A 16,428-nucleotide genomic window follows, 5' to 3' on the forward strand; every position below is an offset into this window, starting at 1 on the left:
TAGGAATTGGGTTTGATCATGGGTATTTTCCGTACAATTGTCGCCTTCGCGCTATGTGTCGCGAATACTGCTTTTATCGCGCCCCCCGCGATTTGAGTCCCAAGAACTAAACTCCGCATCCGCGGCACAGTCGCCGCGCACCACCGCTGACGCAACAGCTTCCAGCCATTCCTCAACTCAATCGGGCAATACCGCCCATCCAGACAGAACTACTTCCCTAACTTCTTCGGGCAATGTCCGCTCCGCTTCGGAGGCCGAGCCGAACACAAGTGCCACATCCCGGCAACCAACGACCACGCAATCCCCTCGCAGACGCCACAGTCCCAATCAGCACCGTCACCGTTACAAGGACAGTCGCCCTCCGGCATAGGTCAAAGCCGACTTCCATCCCCGTCATCGCCGCTACAGTCTTCCGGTATCACATCCACACCCCCAGCATCCGCAAACAAGCAGGATGCTACTTCGGGATCAGGTTCCAACCCGCTGCTGCGCGGGGGCGTGACACCACAGACACCATCCCTGCCATCGCTCGGCTCACCGGTAGACGGCCAGTCCGGCATCAGCCTGCGCGACTCCAACCCCCAGGTCACCGGCTTCACGCAAAACAGCGATGGCACCATCACCATCACCGGCACCGCCACCCACCTCTTCATACCCACATACAACCCCGGCTCCTGGTCAGGCGGCACATGGTGGGAATCCGGAGGCACCGTCATCGCCATCTACACCTGCCGCACCGGCATTGACTCCGTCCCCCTCAACTGCACCAGGATATGGGCGCAGCCAGAGAACGTGTTCCCCGCAACCCCGACCTACGCGAATACAACCAACTCGACCTCCACGCCTGGTACCCAAACGGGAAAAGCAGCAACAACTACGGCGTCATCAAACGCACCGTCTACCAAAACGACCCGTTCAACTGGACCGCCAACCTCGACAGCAGCTGGTTCAACGGCGCAGGAACCTACGACATCTACGCCCAGCTCGAGACCGTCGGCCGGTTCTCACAGCCCTTCAGCAGCCTTCTCCCCTACGACCAGCAGACCGCCCCCATCGTGACCATCCGCACTGGCGTCCCCTACGGGGGCGTCAACCTGCACCTCGATCCCAACAGCGGCCAAGGCGGCTACGGGTCCGTCAACGACCAATGGCGGAACCTGGCCGGGTCCGGCTGGGCATCCTTCACCCTGCCCACCAGCAACGGCATGGCCAACACCGGTAACAAGCTCTTCACCGGATGGAACACCCGCGCCGACGGCAACGGCACCCAATACAACGCCGGAAGCACATACAGCGCCTACACCTCCACCGGTCAGACATTGACCCTCTACGCCCAATGGCGGAGCGTCAACAGCCCGTCCATCAGCGGCACATCGCGCACCAGCCGCACCCAGATGACCGTCAACGGCTATAGCCAGCCCTTCACCAGCTCGGACCAAATCAAGGTCTGCTCCAAACCCTCCAGCTGGGCCGAGTCCGAAAACAACTACACCTGCACCACCGTCAACCCATCCAGCTACGGCAGCTACGACGGCAGCACCAGCCACTACTGGTCCACCAACATCAGCCCCTACAACTTCCCGACCGGCGGCACCTACACTGTCCGCGCCCGCATGCAGTCCTGGGATTCGGCCAACAGCCGCTGGGTATGGAGTGACGCCACCCGAACCACGGTGACCTACACCGTCTACCCCTCCCAGATCACCCTCCAGCCCAACACCGCCGCCGGCGGCCAGGGCGCCGCGCAGACCCAGAGCCTTAACCCCGACAGCGGCGGCCATGCGACCTTCACGCTGCACGACCCCACTTATTACTTCACCAACACGAACAGCCATGCCACCTCGACCGGTTGGAGCACCAACGCCTACGCCCTAGACGCGGCGGGCGCCACGAACACGAACAGCCAGACGGGCCCGTTCACCCTCACTCCGCCCGAGGCACGCACCCTCTACCCAGTGTGGCAGACCGTCAAACAGCCGACATTCGCCTCCGTCACCCGGCAGTCCGACCAGACGCTCACCGTGACTGGATCAGCCAAGCCCATCAGCGCCAACGATACCGTCGAAATATGCTCCGCCACCCCAGGCACGGCCAGCACACCCAACTGGGGCAACTGCGCGAGCGCAACGCCCTACACCGGCACCACCCCCGACGGGCAGGCCAGCCAACCATGGACCCTTACCGGCGTCGCTACACCCAGCAGCGACTACTACTGGCTGCGCATACGCCTCGGCCACCAGAGCGAACGCGGCACCACCTGGAGCAGTGAACAGTACGCCGCCGGACCCGACACCACCTGGAAGTTCCACCCCAACACCGCCCAAGGCGGTCAGGGCGACGACCAGACCGTCACCGCCACGCCCAACGCCACCACCGGCCTGAGCACCACCACCATGCCCAAACCCGACACCGTAGGCGGCACCGACGGCTACACCAACACCGACCTCCACAAGGTCTTCGACGGCTGGAACACCGATCAGAACGCCACCACCGGCGATCCGACCCTGAACCCCGGTCGCACCGCCACCAGCCCCGGCGGACCCACCGACCGCTACGCCATCTGGCGCACCGTGCTCGCCCCCACCATCACCAGCACAATCCGCCAGACCGACGGTACACTGAAGATCAGCGGAAGCAGCACACCCCTCAAGTCCGGCGACACCGTCACCGCCTGCACCAAAGAGACCAACAACCCGGTCGCCATGGCGAACTGCCAAAGCATTGCCATCCCTGACAACCCAGCCGGAACAAGCAACGCGTACGACGGCACCACCCCGCACGCATGGACCATCACCCTTCCCGCCGCCTGGTACACCAACACCAGCTTCGGCACCGGCTACACCATTACCGCCTTCACGACCAGCAAAGACTCCTGGCGCGGCGACGGCACCAACACCGTCAACAGCGCCGAGGCCAACGGCACATACACACGCCCGGCCGTCACGCTAACCCTCGACCCGAACGCAGGCACAGGTGCAAGCCAAGGTGGTTCCGGCACCCTAACCGACACCAACTGGACCGACAACGCACAATCCCTGTGGTCCGACGCCGGCGGCACCGTGACGTTCACCTACCCGTCCAGCGCAGGCATGAGCGCCCCAGGCAAGCTGTTCCTCGGCTGGGCCGAGAACCCCACCGACACCACGCCCAGCAAGACCGCCGGCCAGACCGAAACGTTCACCCAAACCTCCGGCACCCGCACGATTACCCGCTATGCGGTGTGGAAGGCCTTAGACGCACCCACCGGCGTCACCGCTACATGGAAGCGCTCCACCAACAAAGTCACGTTTACCGCCTCGGGGTTGCCGAGCGCCGCCACCGGCTGGCAAATCCGGTACAAGCCCAACAGCAGCCAGTACGGGTGGCACGTTCCGAGCTGCGCACCGGCATTAACAAGCTCCTGCGAGGTGTATGCCTACAACGATTTCACGCCGGGCGCCACATGGATAGCCCAGCTACGCTCGACCTCAAGAGACAGCACTGGAGCTACCGCCACCAGCGCATGGAGCAGCGACATCACCGGAGTCCTGCCCTACATGGACGCCACCCTCAAGCCCGGGTCGGGCACCGGCCCAGCACCGGATCCACACGTGAAAGCCCTGCTCGACAAGACCGACGGCAAAGCTGACCTGACCCTGCCCACCGCTGCGGACAAAGGCATGACACCTCCCACGTCCATGAAGTTCGACCAGTGGAACACCGCCGGCGACGGATCTGGCACAAGCTACCAGAACGGCCCGGTCACCATTCCCGCAAGCCTCGGCATCCCGGACGGGCAGGCCACCCGCCTGACCCTCTACGCCCAATGGAAGCCAAGCACGCCCACCGCCACGCCCGGCCATTGCGAGGACACCGCCGGCTGGCACACCTGGGGCGGCCCCGGCCAACCGACACCGGGCCTCATTCCTCCGGTGCCCGAAGCCGTGTGCTGGACCATCGACAACGGCGACACCCTGCGCCTGTCCGGAGGCACCAGCCCCAACTACTACGGATATACAGACATCCCCTGGATTGCACGGAAAAGTGGCATCACTAGAATCAGCATCGAGGGTGATCTCACCCTCACCACCAGTAGCTACGCCGGCAACGGCCCCCTCAACAACATGTCCGCGCTCACCGCAATGGACAACGGACATCATACCGTAACCCTCGATGGGAAAGCCGGCTATTACCTCTTCTACAACGACTCCGCCTTGCAATCATTGGACCTGAGCGATTGGAAAACCAGCACCCTCACCAATATGACGGTCATGTTCACCGAATGCACCAGATTGTCGCGGCTGACCGGCCTAGAGAATTGGGACACAGGCAATGTTACCGATATGACCCAAACGTTCGGCTACGACCAGGCGCTCACCAGCCTCGACCTCAGCGGTTGGGACACCAGCAATGTCACAGACCTGAGGTCGATGTTCAACGACTCCGGTATCATCGACCTCGATCTGACCGGCTGGGACACCAGCAAGGCCCTAGCCTCCGGCACCTACAACATGGCCAGCATGATGCCCGCCAACTTACAACGTTTCCGGCTCGGCGAGCACACCCGATTCGCCGCCAACACTCTCAACGGCCTCGACCCCTCGCACACTTGGACAAAATGGGATTGGCCCAAAGGCCACCACCCCTCCAACCCCAGAATCGTCGGCAATCTCACCGGCCTCCAGACGAACACCACCTCCGCCACACCCCAAGGCACTTATGTGCGCGACGACGTAACCATCACTTACGTCGATCTCAAATACGACCTGGCCGGCGGCACTGGGGACGCCAGCCTGCCCACGCAGGCGAGCACCACCGACAGCAACGGCCTCGCCATCGACACCACCTTCCAGCCCGGCACCTACACCGTCCCCGACACCGCCACGGCTCATATCACTGCCAACAAACCCAACAACCTGTTCAACGGCTGGGCCTATGACACCATCGGAGTCACCGGCGGTGCGGCTACGGTGAGCAACCACACAATCACAGCGCCAAAAGGCACAGGAGGCACCGCCACTGTCAAGGCCGTCTGGAGCACAATCGCGGAGGCCGTCACCGCTGCGCCCCAGGTCGCCATCGACACCCACGCCACCGACAAGGGCACCGCCACCGTCGCAGCGACCGCCCCGCTCAGTGCGGCCCTGCCGGCACTTGGCTGGATGCCGGCGTCCGGCACCGATCCTGGCCGAGTCCCCCAGCCCGCCGTGAACGCCGGAGGAACGGTGACCGTCTGTGTGAAACCCTCCAGTCAGACCGGCGCCTACACCGGCGGGCAATGCCACACCAAGACGAGCTCCACCGCGGGCAGCCAGACGGTCACTCCCGACGCGTTCACTCTGCCCGGCTCACTCACCGCAGGACAGGACACCACCTTCCCCGAACCCGGCGAAAGCTACGTGATGACGGCCTCGTACACGACCACCGACCCGATCACGCGCAACAGCATCACCAGCGACGCCACTGCCGCGGGTGGCGGGCTCGTCTCGGGAACCCTGCCATGGGTGGATGCATCGTTCGACGCCAACAGCATGCACGGCGGCGCCGGCACACCCCCAGGCGACCTGAAGTCCCTAGTCGACACCGGCAGTAGCAAGGCCTGGATCCAACTGCCCTACGCCACCGCGAGCATGGCACCCGCCCACGCCGTGTTCGCCGGCTGGTCCGCCAGCAGCGAGGCCCAGCAGCCCGACACCGGCATGAACGACCCCGCCCACCGCGACATCCAACTGGCCGCAACCCCCGGCGCCACACGGACCGGGACGACCCTGCACGCCGTCTGGCACACCCTCGCCGCGCCCCACGCCCTGCGCGCCACACGCGACCCCGCCACCAACAACGTCACCATCACCGGCACCACCACCCCATGGGACAGCCGCGACAGGTCCCGCGTCCAGATCAACCCCATGGCCGGCCAGCACCTCGCCCTCCTCGGCTACCAGGACACCACCACCAGCCCCGACGACCCACAGGGCAACCCACTGTCCTACGACGGTGCCACCGAACACACCTGGACGCTCACCATCCCCGCCGACCGGATCCCCCAGGGAGGGGAATACGGAGGCTACACCATCCTCGACGCCGACGACGGGGCCTGGCACGACACCGCCTTCCGCTACGCCGAAAGCGACAGCTCTGCCATCAACCCCCACCTCACCATCCCCGGCACTTACCAACACCAGCTCCCCTGACCGGCGGACGACAGGACAAGGCCCTCCTCGCCGCCACCGTCATCGCCACGGCTGCTCTCCTGCTGGCTACCGCGCTGCGCGACCGACGACGCCGGAAAACCGGTCGCGAACAATGACGGCAACCGAGTAAGAAAGGGCATGGCCCGCAACCCGATACAGAAGCCATGGGCCACGCCCCTACACCACACAAGACTTCCCGCCGGCCCCCAACACCCGTCCGGCGGGAACCCCGGCGGGTGCCGGCGGCAGGTAAAACCAAACCCAAACCAACCACCTGCCACCGGCACCCGCCATACACTTACAACAGCACTCAACCATCCATCAATAAGATAATCACAAGGTTATAGGCCAGAATATTTGGTTTGCAACCCTTATCAACAACCAACAGCAACCACCCACATACAAAAACAGGTGCCCGACTCCAATCACGGAACCGGGCACCTGTAACGTTTAAAGGACGAAACCGCCTTAGTCGAGGCTGCCTTCGCTCAGGTCATCCTCGCCAAGAGTCTCCTCCAACAGACCTTCGTTAATCTCACGGAAGGCGATGGAAAGCGGCTTCTCGTTGTTCTGGTACTCCACCAACGGGCCAACGTTCTGCAGAAGGCCTTCGTTGAGCTGAGTGAAATAGGAATTAATCTGGCGAGCGCGCTTCGCGGCGAAAATCGACAGCGAATACTTGTTGTGCTCGGAATGCTCCATCAACTGGTCGATCGTCGGATCGGCAAGACCGCTCGGTGTAGGCTCGGTGCCAAATGCCATATTGTTTGCTCCCTAAAGAAGAATAAAGCTACTCAAAAGTTTAAGTATACTCAATACCTTTGATATTTCACTGTTTCCATGTGAAAGAACAATACACTTACGCAAATTGATATCTGACTACATTCTGATGAATATGAGAAGCCAAAACCCAACGTCTCAGAACCCTGTGAATGGCCGAATTTCAGCGCTTATCCCACTTACGCAAGTCTTTCAACGGTTTGTAACCGGGCTCGTCCGGGCCGAACAACGTCTCGTCGTCACGAATGACATATGGCGCTTTGGCTTTCCCTTCCAAACCCGCCATCGACGCTGTGGTGAAGGTCAAGACATGGTCATCGCTCCAACTGCTGACATCGCAACCATCGTCTTCCCATCCCGAGCCCGAAAGACAACTGGCTTTATTTGCCAAAATCTCCGTGCCGGTGCTAACGCCCAGCGTAACACGACCGTTCTCATGCTGGATGTAGTGGACTTGGACGGTTATTTTCACGTGATTCATGTCCGGCATACCATCTGCCTGAAGATACCCGTCTTCGCAGTCCATGGCGACGTCCCGTTCCCTTTGCGAATATTCTGACATCACCGTCTGGTTGTTTTCCAATGTCGCCTCAAGCAGGGAAACATAGGCATCCAACGATTTCTTTACATCGGGCTCTATCGATATTGTCCGTTTCTCTTCCTTTATTTCATGGTTATTCCATGCGCCCTTAGCAGTGACTGCAGCAGCCGCCAGCAAGCAAAGTACCAATATGACGGCCAATACAATCCACACCGCCTGTACGAGCTTTTTATATCCGCTCTTCATATTGACCATGTTGACCGCCTATCAATTGCGCAACGCCGTGAAATCAATGAAAATCGTTCACGCGTTTCAACATTTGGTCGAAAATCAGCAAATATGAGACGAATGAACTTATATGGAACCATGCAAATGCGCTCACATAATATCATGACCGGCCGCATGTTCGCCGGCGCCCGAGCACTCTATCGCGCCGCAGGCGTGCCAGGAGATGACTTGGGCAGAAAACCCATCGTCGCCATCGCCAACTCATTCTCCGAGTTCGTGCCTGGCCATGTCCACCTCAACAAGGTCGGACGTCTCGTCTCGAAGGCTGTCAAGGAAGCCGGCGGCATCCCCCGCGAGTTCAACACCATCGCCGTCGATGACGGCATCGCCATGGGCCACACCGGCATGCTCTATTCGCTGCCGAGCCGCGATATCATCGCCGACGCCATCGAATACTCCGTCAACGCCCACTGCGCCGACGCCCTGATCTGCATCTCCAACTGCGACAAGATCACCCCCGGCATGCTGATGGCCGCACTGCGCCTCAACATCCCCACCATCTTCGTCTCCGGCGGCCCAATGGAGGCCGGCGAGACCACGCTGTCCAACGGCGAGACCGAGACCTCCGATCTCATCGACGTGATGTACGCCTCCGCCGACGACAACGTCTCCGACGAAGATTTGCTCGCCTACGAGAAGACCGTCTGCCCCACCTGCGGCTCCTGCGCCGGTATGTTCACCGCCAACTCGATGAACTGCCTGACCGAGGCGCTTGGTCTGGCCCTGCCCGGTAACGGCACTACGCTCGCTTCGCACGGCTATCGCAAGCAGCTCTTCATCGACGCTGGCAAGAAGATCGTCGACCTTGCGCACCGTTACTACGACGAGGACGACGAGAGTGTTCTGCCGCGCAGTATCGCCACCAAGCACGCCTTCGAGAACGCCATGACCATGGACGTGGCCATGGGCGGTTCCACCAACACGGTGCTGCATATCCTCGCCGCCGCCCAGAGCGCCGACGTCGACTTCACACTTGACGATATCGAACGCATCAGCCACACCGTACCTTGCATCTGCAAGGCCAGCCCTTCCGGCGATTGGGAAATCACTGACGTGCACCGCGCCGGCGGCATCTGCGGCATCCTGGGCGAGCTCGACCGCGCAGGCAAGCTCCACAAGGACGTGCATTCCGTCGATTATCCGACGCTCGAGGCCAAGCTTGACGATTGGGATATCATGCGCCCGACCTGCCTCGACAAGGCCAAGGAACTCTATCGCGCGGCTCCGGGCCACATCAAATCCCCCGAACCGTTTACGCACGAGACGCTGGCCGACTCGCTCGACACCGATCGCGTCAACGGCGCCATCCACGACATCGACCATCCGGCCGTGAAAGAAGGCGGTCTCGCGATTCTGCGCGGCAACCTCGCTCCCGACGGCTGCGTGGTCAAGACCGCAGGCGTCCCCGAGAACATCTGGAAGTTCCGCGGACCGGCCCACATCGTCGAATCCCAGGAACAGGCCGTTGAGGTCATTCTGAGCGACAAGCTCAAGAAGGGCGAAGCACTGGTCATCCGCTATGAGGGACCGAAGGGCGGACCGGGCATGCAGGAAATGCTCTACCCCACCTCATTCGTCAAGGGCAAGGGCATCGGCCGCGATGTCGCGCTGATCACCGACGGTCGTTATTCAGGCGGCTCGTCAGGTCTCTCCATCGGCCACGTCGCCCCTGAAGCGGCCAACAAGGGCCCGATCGCCCTGATCAAGGATGGCGACATGATCGACATCGACATCCCCAACCGCACCATCAACGTGGAGCTTACCCCCGAGCAGTTCGAGGAGCGCCGCAAGGAACTCGAAGCCGGAGACGGCTACGTTGCCCACCGCGATCGCAAGGTCTCGCAGGCCCTCAAGGCCTACGCCGCCTTCGCCCGTTCTGCCGACAAGGGTGCTACTCGAGACCCCGAGTTGATAAATCAGCTCTCTGGCCTCAAGTAGCCTTCGCGACCTTAGCGGTCGCTCACCTCGCCTACGGGGAGTCCACAGAACTCCCCGCTTCACGGCTCGGCCCGAGATCCTGAACTTATCAATAAGCTCTCTGGCCTAGCATGATTCAATAAACTAATAAAAGGCTGATTCTTCAAATAGAATCAGCCCTTTTATTATCTAACAATCTAAACAATCAAGTGGTCAACGATATGCTGCCATCGATGAAGCATTCGATTGCTACTTGATGCCATATTCCTTGGCGATGACGCCCCAGAGCTCATCGGCGGCACGATCGACGGTATCGTTAACGATCTTGACATCGAATTCCGGTTCTGCAGCCAACTCGACTTTCGCGGTTTCCAAGCGCTTTTTGCGCTGTTCCTCGTTCTCTGTACCTCGTCCGACCAGTCGCTTCACCAGCTCGTCATAACTCGGCGGAGCGATGAACACCGAAACAATCTCAAGGTTCAGTTCCGCGGCACGCTGCTTCACACGCCGGGCACCTTGCAAATCGATCTCAAGAATGGTCGGGATGTTCTCGGCCAAGTGGTCGAGCACCGGCTGCAACGGCGTGCCGTAATGGGCCATGCCATGCACGACAGCGGTTTCCAGGAACCAGTTCTGCTTCTCTTTGGCGACGAACTCGTCCTCGCTCATGAACCAGTAATTCTTCCCGTCGACTTCCCCTGGTCGCGGATCGCGCGTGGTGGCGGAAACGGAGACCCACACCTCAGGATGCTTACTCAGCAGATCGGCCTCGACGGTCCCCTTGCCGACGGCCGTAGGACCGGTCAGAACAATCAAACGTCCCTTATGTGTCTCTTGCCTGTTCTCGTTACCGTCATGTTCGCTCAAGATAGCGCTCCTCTCGATGCGTCCCAGTCTACCAAGCCATAGGGAATGACCTCCCGGGAACGAACATAACCACAAACAAAAACGCTCCGTGGAAGTCCTTTAAAAACTTCCACGGAGTGTTATCAAGCTAGTGCCTGAAAGCCATTATCAGCTTTCAGACAGTACCGGTTATTCCTTTTCAGAAGCGAAAAGCTGCTTGGCGTGTTCCTGAATGCTCATCACCTGATAATCATTGGCTTTGACTGCCTCTATGGCAAGCAGGACCGCAGAAAATTCGGTCATGGTGGTGAACTGCGGGATGTCGGCAATCACGGCCGAGGCACGGATGGCGTAACCGTCGGAACGAGACCCACGGGAGCTCGGAGTGTTCAGCACCATGTCAATTTCGCCGTCTTCGATCATCTGAACAGGGTTCTTGCCGATATAATCGTCGCCGTATTCCGACTGCACCTCCTGCTCATGCTCTGGTGTCTCCGTAATTTTGCTGACTACCCTGGAATCAATGCCGTAACGACGCAGGACGGAAGCCGTGCCCTCGGTGGCGCATACCGTGAATCCGAGCTCCTTCAAACGTGTGGCAATCAGCGGCAGCTGGCGCTTGTCGGTATCGGAGACCGAGAGGAACACGTTGCCATGCGTGGGCAGACCGCCCGTGTAGGCGGCGAGCTGGGACTTGGCGAAGGCGTGCGGGAAGTCACGGTCGAAGCCCATGACTTCGCCGGTCGAGTGCATTTCCGGGCCAAGCAACGTGTCGACGGATCTGCCGGCTTCAGTACGGAAGCGCTTGAACGGCAGCACGGATTCCTTGACAGCGACCTGCTGACCTGGGCGGATGGTGCCGCCGTCGCCCTTGGGCAAGAGCAGACCACGCTTGCGTTGGTCGGCGATGGTCTCCCCACCATAATGCGCGCAGCGGCCTTGGCCAGAGCCACACCAGTCGCCTTCGAGGCGAAGGGAATGGTGCGAGAAGCACGCGGGTTGGCTTCTATGACGTAGAGCGTGTTGGCCATATAGGCGAACTGGACGTTCATCACGCCTCGCACGCCGCAGCCTTCGGCGATGGCAAGTGTCGCATTGCGCAAGCGCTGAATCTGGTCGTCGGAAAGCGTGGAGGGCGGCAGGGTGCATGCCGCGTCGCCGGAGTGAACGCCGGCTTCCTCGACGTGCTCCATGATGCCACCGATGTAGAGTTCTTTGCCGTCATAAAGTGCGTCCACGTCGATTTCAATAGCATCCTGAAGGAACTTGTCGATCAGCAACGGTGAAGGCAAACGACCGGAAACCACCGTATCGGCCTGGGCCTCATCGAGTGCGCGATCGACGTATTTCTCGAGCTGCTCATCGTCGTAGACGATTTCCATGCCTCGTCCGCCGAGCACATAGCTCGGGCGTACCAGCACCGGATAGCCGATGGAATGGGCGGCTTCACGGGCTTCTTCAAGGTTGAGCGCAGTGCCGTACCGTGGCGCGTTGAGCTTTTCACGACGCAGCACTTCGCCGAAAAGCTCGCGGTTTTCGGCCAGGTCGATGGATTCGGGAGAGGTACCGAGAATCGGGACGCCTGCAGCCTTGAGACGTGCAGCCAGCGAAAGCGGGGTTTGTCCGCCAAGCTGAACCACAACGCCCTTGATCGGACCGAGCTTCTTTTCGGCATCATAGATCTCCATGACGTCTTCGAAGGTGAGCGGCTCGAAGTAGAGCCTGTCGGACATGTCGTAGTCGGTGGAGACGGTTTCGGGGTTGCAGTTGACCATGATGGTGTCATAGTCCTTGCCAAGCTCCTGCACGGCATGCACACAGGTGTAGTCGAACTCGATGCCCTGGCCGATGCGGTTCGGGCCTGAGCCGAGGATGATGACGGCTTCGCGGTCGCGCGGCTTGAGTTCGGATTCGTCGGCGTAGCAGGAATAGTAGTACGGTGTGATCGCGTCGAATTCGGCGGCGCAGGTGTCGACGGTCTTGTAGACCGGGCGCAGGCCGTAGCTGTGGCGCAGCTCGCGAATCGTGTTCTCGCCCTCATCACCCAAGTGCCGCAGATGGGCGATCTGCAAATCGGAAAGTCCGGCCAGCTTGGCTTTTTCAGCAGCTTCGGCGAGAGGATTTCCGTGAATCGCACCTCCATCGCGGTCTGGTTGATCAGCGCGAACTGCTTGAGGAACCACGGATCGATCTTGGTGGCGTCGAAAAGCTGTTCAAGGCTTGCCCCGCCCCAAATCGCCCGCTGCACCTGCAGATAGCGGTTCTCTGTAGGCGTGCGCATGTCTTCGAGCAGCTGGTCGACCTCGGCTTGGCTCGGCTTGGTGCCATCCCAGTTGAAGCCCATGTGGCGCTTGTCGATGGAACGCATGGCTTTGCCCAACGATTCCTGGAAGTTGCCGCCGAGTGCCATCGCCTCGCCCACTGATTTCATCGAGGTGGTGAGCGTCGGGTCGGCATTCGGGAACTTCTCGAAGGTGAAGCGCGGCACCTTGGTGACCACGTAGTCGATGGTCGGCTCGAAGCAGGCCGGCGTGGATTGGGTGATGTCGTTCTGAATCTCGTCGAGCGTATAACCGAGCGCGAGTTTCGTGGCAATCTTGGCAATCGGGAAACCGGTCGCTTTCGAGGCGAGGGCGGAAGAACGGGAAACTCGCGGGTTCATCTCAATGATGATGATGCGGCCGTTCTTCGGATTGACGGCGAACTGGATGTTGCAGCCACCGGTGTCGACGCCGACACCACGAATGATGGCGATGCCGAGGTCACGCATTTTCTGGTATTCGCGGTCGGTCAATGTGAAGGTCGGGGCCACGGTGATGGAATCACCGGTGTGCACGCCGACGGGGTCGACGTTCTCGATCGGGCAGACGACCACAACGTTGTCCTTACGGTCGCGCATGAGCTCCAGCTCATATTCCTTCCAGCCTTCGATGCCCTCTTCGATCAGAACTTCGTCGGTCGGCGAATCGTGGAGACCAGCGCCGGCAATGCGGTGCAGTTCCTCCTCGTTGTGGGCGATACCGGATCCAAGGCCACCCATGGTGAAGCTCGGGCGCACAACGACCGGGAAGCCGAGCTCAGCGACAATATCGTCGACTTCCTCGAGAGTATGGGCCACGTCGCTTTTTGCGGATTCTCCCCCAACGGAATCCACAACCTTCTTGAACTGTTCGCGGTCTTCGCCACGGTCAATGGCTTCAAGCGAGGCACCGATGAGCTCGACATGGTATTTGTCGAGTACTCCGGCCTTGCCCAATGCTTCGGCGGCATTCAGAGCGGTCTGGCCGCCGAGCGTCGGCAGTAAGGCGTCCGGCCGTTCCTTGGCGATGATGCGCTCGAGAATCGGCACGTCGATGGGCTCGATGTAGGTGGCATCGGCCATTTCCGGATCAGTCATGATGGTGGCCGGGTTGGAGTTGACAAGGATTACTCGGATGCCTTCCTCCCGCAGCACGCGGCAGGCCTGGGTGCCCGAATAGTCGAATTCCGCGGCCTGTCCGATGACGATGGGGCCGGACCCGATGACCATGACGGATTTGATGTCCTGACGTTTCGGCATTACTTGTTCTCCTTGTCAGCGGCGACGGTTTGGCCGGTTGCAGCGGTATTCGATGACGATAATGACGTTGGTGCGGCAAGCACGGTTGAGATTGGCTCCCCTGCCTTATGTGCCCGCATCAGCGCGACGAAGCGGTCGAAAAGATAGGCCGCATCGTGCGGGCCTGCGGCGGCTTCGGGGTGGTATTGCACCGAGAAGGCCGGGATATCAACACATTGAAGGCCTTCGACCACGTCGTCGTTCAAGTCGATATGAGAGACGAACACCTTGCCGAATTTGCCGTTATCATAAGGCGAATCAACGATCTTGCCGATTGGTGCATCCACGGCGAATCCGTGGTTGTGCGCCGTAATCTCAACCTTGCCGGTGGTCATGTCTTTCACCGGCTGGTTAACGCCGTGATGGCCGAATTTGAGCTTATAAGTGTCGAAGCCAAGCGCGCGACCAAAGAGCTGGTTGCCAAAGCAGATGCCGAAGAAGGGGTATCCGGCATCGAGTACTTCGCGCAGCAAGTCCACTTCAGGGGCAGCCTCTTCAGGATCACCAGGACCGTTGGAGAAGAAGACACCATCTGGATTCAAGGACTGGATTTCGTCAAAGGTAACGGTAGATGGCACAACGTTCACTCGGCAGCCACGTTCGGCCAAACGATGCGGCGTCATGCCCTTAATGCCAAGATCGACCGCTGCAACGGTGAACAACGGCTCTTTGCCTTCAAATTCTCCGCACGGCTCGATGGTATAGGTTTCGTCAGTGCTGACATGATCGTACAGCCTGGCTCCCTGCATCTTCGGCGAAGCCAAGACCTCTTGCAGTAACGAGTCCGGCGAACGCAACTCCCCATTCTCATTGTCGACTAAGGCGTCTCCCGAGAAGATGCCGGCCCTCATCACCCCTGCGCTGCGCAAATGACGCACCAGCTTGCGGGTGTCAATATTGCTGATGCCGACGATGCCATCACCCTTGAGCTCATCATCGAGGCTGTCGTTGGCCCGCCAGTTGCTGACATTCGGACTGGGCTGCCGCACGACATAACCTGCAACCCAGATCTGTTTGGATTCGGGATCTTCGTCATTGACCCCGGTATCGCCGATATGCGGGAAAGTCTGCACGACGATCTGCTGGTCGTAGCTTGGGTCGGTAATCGTCTCCTGATAGCCAGTCATGGCCGTTGCGAACACGATCTCGCCAAACGTCGATCCGAGCGCTCCATAAGGCTCGCCGACGTAAAGTTGCCCATCTTCCAACAACAGCACGGCATCCTCTGCGGAATACCGTGCTGTAGAAGCTGTTTGCTGACTCACCACGAGTCCCCCTTGCTCCGGGCCCGTGTGCGGACTCGGAATAACTGGACCGGAAAAACAAATTCGCGGCCCGGCCACCGTACCGCGGTCAGACTAATTACACAATTATTGAATTATTGTCACCATCCGGTGGCAACGGTTGATCCTCACCCGATGACTCGGATTGATCGGATGAACCATCAGGAGATGAAGGCAAATCGCTCGCTCCCTGACTCGATTCATCAACCACAGCAGGAATCGGAACGTCACCGACTCCGCCAGATGAACTCGCTTCCACAGCAGAAGAGTCATCAGCAGTAACGTCTCCTACTACAGCAGGTACCGCCGAAACCTCTCCGTCATTATTAGCTTCATCCTTTTCTGCAGAATCGACAGCCTCCGCAGAATCCGTGTCACCACTGGCTGCAGAGTCATCATTGTCGTTTTCCGTCTCAAACGGCACGCCATCGCCCTTGCCGGAAATGCCTCCGGATTGAAGGAAACCAGGCGCAGTAGGTGAATTGAGCCTGCGCTCGGCCGCCTCACGTTCCGCCTTTTCCTTGGCTTCTGCTTCGTGCGCAGCCTTAATATCGGCAAGAACCGAATCTTTATCGTCGCAAAGAGCGCTCAGCAAACCATGAATAAACGCAGGCGACTCATCGTCGGAAAGGCTTTTCGCCAGCCCCAACGCCTCATCGATGGCTACACGCTCGGGCACGTCATCATTGAAAAGAATCTCCCAAGCTGCAATCCGCAGAATATTTCTGTCGATGACCGCCATGCGCCGCAGAGGCCATTTGGTGGAATGAGCCTCAAGGGCCTTGTCGATGCCAGCCTGCTCGTCGGCCACTCCACGAACGATCTGAATGGCATAATCCGGCAACGGGGTCTGAGCCCCGGGTTCGGCAATACGTTCGGCGAGCAACGACGGGATGTCCTGCCCCTTCTCATCTGCTTCGTAGAGCGTATTCAGCGCTCGTTTACGAGCTGTCGAACGTGCCATGTACCAGTTACCTCTCAGTCAAAAATTTCGCGATTTACCGT

The 16,428-nt window shown here is 60.0% G+C and carries 6 protein-coding genes and 2 pseudogenes; 2 read left to right on the top strand and 6 right to left on the bottom strand.

What is annotated here, in order from left to right; translation table 11 throughout:
* Window positions 1-773: 773 nt before the first annotated feature.
* A complete protein-coding gene (locus OZX57_RS05280; RefSeq protein WP_277161697.1) occupies window positions 774-6,170 on the top strand; it encodes a BspA family leucine-rich repeat surface protein in 5,397 nt (1,798 codons plus the stop codon).
* A 468-nt stretch (window positions 6,171-6,638) separates the two neighbouring features.
* Here the strand turns inward: OZX57_RS05280 and rpoZ are convergent, their stop codons facing one another.
* Together rpoZ and OZX57_RS05290 are read right to left on the bottom strand one after the other, a co-directional pair.
* Window positions 6,639-6,932 (bottom strand): DNA-directed RNA polymerase subunit omega, encoded by a 294-nt coding sequence (rpoZ, locus tag OZX57_RS05285; RefSeq protein WP_277141794.1) that lies wholly within the window; start codon window positions 6,930-6,932, stop codon window positions 6,639-6,641.
* Window positions 6,933-7,113: 181 nt separating this feature from the next.
* On the bottom strand, window positions 7,114-7,746 hold the full coding sequence (locus OZX57_RS05290) for a hypothetical protein (RefSeq protein ID WP_277161698.1): 633 nt from the start codon (window positions 7,744-7,746) through the stop codon (window positions 7,114-7,116).
* Window positions 7,747-7,857: 111 nt separating this feature from the next.
* Between OZX57_RS05290 and ilvD the strand changes: the two genes are divergently transcribed.
* Entirely contained in the window at window positions 7,858-9,717 is a 1,860-nt protein-coding gene (gene ilvD / locus OZX57_RS05295; RefSeq protein ID WP_277161699.1) for a dihydroxy-acid dehydratase, read from the top strand.
* Window positions 9,718-9,945: 228 nt separating this feature from the next.
* Here the strand turns inward: ilvD and gmk are convergent, their stop codons facing one another.
* The 4 genes and pseudogenes from gmk to nusB all read right to left on the bottom strand — a co-directional run.
* On the bottom strand, window positions 9,946-10,563 hold the full coding sequence (gene gmk, locus OZX57_RS05300; protein ID WP_277161700.1) for a guanylate kinase: 618 nt from the start codon (window positions 10,561-10,563) through the stop codon (window positions 9,946-9,948).
* Window positions 10,564-10,731: 168 nt separating this feature from the next.
* Window positions 10,732-14,101, bottom strand: a pseudogene (gene carB, locus OZX57_RS05305) (carbamoyl-phosphate synthase large subunit).
* Complete coding sequence (gene carA, locus OZX57_RS05310; RefSeq protein ID WP_277161701.1) at window positions 14,101-15,405, bottom strand: glutamine-hydrolyzing carbamoyl-phosphate synthase small subunit; 1,305 nt, start codon at window positions 15,403-15,405, stop codon at window positions 14,101-14,103. Before carA ends, carB begins: the two are co-directional and overlap by 1 nt.
* Window positions 15,406-15,919: 514 nt before the next feature.
* A pseudogene (nusB, locus tag OZX57_RS05315) lies at window positions 15,920-16,387 on the bottom strand (transcription antitermination factor NusB); the annotation flags it as partial.
* Window positions 16,388-16,428: the final 41 nt, after the last annotated feature.

This window comes from Bifidobacterium sp. ESL0682 (assembly GCF_029392815.1).
GTDB lineage: Bacteria > Actinomycetota > Actinomycetes > Actinomycetales > Bifidobacteriaceae > Bifidobacterium.